Source organism: Bradyrhizobium genomosp. I (2014), from assembly GCF_000261685.1.
Taxonomy (GTDB): Bacteria; Pseudomonadota; Alphaproteobacteria; order Rhizobiales; family Xanthobacteraceae; genus Bradyrhizobium.
Map to the genome: position 1 here is coordinate 1 of NZ_AJQE01000487.1, position 1,243 is coordinate 1,243.

1 protein-coding gene is annotated in these 1,243 nt (G+C 65.4%); it reads left to right on the top strand.

What is annotated here, in order from left to right; translation table 11 throughout:
• Positions 1 to 9 precede the first annotated feature (9 nt).
• A complete protein-coding gene (locus IC50_RS38175; protein ID WP_050991204.1) occupies positions 10 to 1,140 on the top strand; it encodes an IS110 family transposase in 1,131 nt (376 codons plus the stop codon).
• Positions 1,141 to 1,243: the final 103 nt, after the last annotated feature.

Genomic DNA, 1,243 nt, shown 5'->3' on the forward strand with positions numbered 1-1,243 from the left:
CCGGCCGCTATCCGAACGCAGATTGGCGCAATTTTTGTGTCATTGGAACTGAGCCGTTCGACATGGCTGGTGACCTCGCTGTCGCCGGGCAAGGGCGAGAAGATGTCCAAACATAGCGTCAAGGCGGGCGATCTTGCGGCACTGCTGAAGCTGCTCGCGGAGCTGAAGTGCAAGGCGCAGGCGCGAACGGGCGAGGGCTATCCGATCATCACGATCCAGGAGGCGGGACTGGATGGGTTCTGGCTTCACCGAGCGCTGCAACAGGAAGGTATCGAGAGCCACGTGGTCGATCCAGCCTCGATTGCGACGCCGCGTCGGCGCCGGCGAGCCAAGACGGACAGACTGGACGGCGAGACGCTGTTGCGGACGCTTCTGGCCTACAAGCGCGGCGAGGTGCGGGTCTGCGCGATGGTCGTTGCGCCCTCTCCGGAGGAGGAGGATCGCCGCAGGCTGTCCCGCGAGCGAAGGACCTTGATCGCGGAGCGGATCGAGCATGTGAACCGGATCAAGGGCCTTTTGTTCGCGCAAGGAATCTTCGACTACGTGCCGCTGCGGCGAGATCGGCGGAAGCGGCTCGAGGCCCTGCGGACGGGAGACGGGCGCGCATTGCTGCCGCATTTGCAGGCGCAAATCAGCCGCGAGCTCGACCGGCTCGAACTGCTGCTCAACCAGATCGCGGCGGTGGAGCGCGAGCAGGATGCATTGCTGACTGCAAGCCGACCAGCGAGCGAGAAGACGGCGTCGGATCCGGTCACACTGCTGCTCAACCTGAAGAGTATGGGCCCGAACTTCGCTGCCGTTCTCTGGTCGGAGGCGTTCTGGCGGCAGTTCGCCAACCGCCGCCAGGTTGCGGCCTATGCCGGGCTTGCGGCCACGCCATGGCGCAGCGGCGGCATCGAGCGCGAGCAGGGCGTGTCGAAGGCCGGCAATCCGCGGCTGAGAACCACGATGATCCAGCTCGCCTGGCTCTGGGGGCGCCACCAGCCTCAATCGGCTCTGACCCAGTGGTTCAAGGCGCACAGCCAGCGCGGCCGCAAGCGCACGATCGTGGCGCTGGCGCGCAAGCTGCTCGTGGCCCTTTGGAAGTACGTGACCGCCGGGGTCGTGATCGAGGGGGCCGTGATGAAGCCCATCGCCTGATGCGAGGCCCCCCACAACCTTAAAACCAATCTGCCGAGGACCGATCAGCCTCGGCCGATCCGGGTGGACGAACCGATGGATTGCATGGCTTCAAACGCCGCAA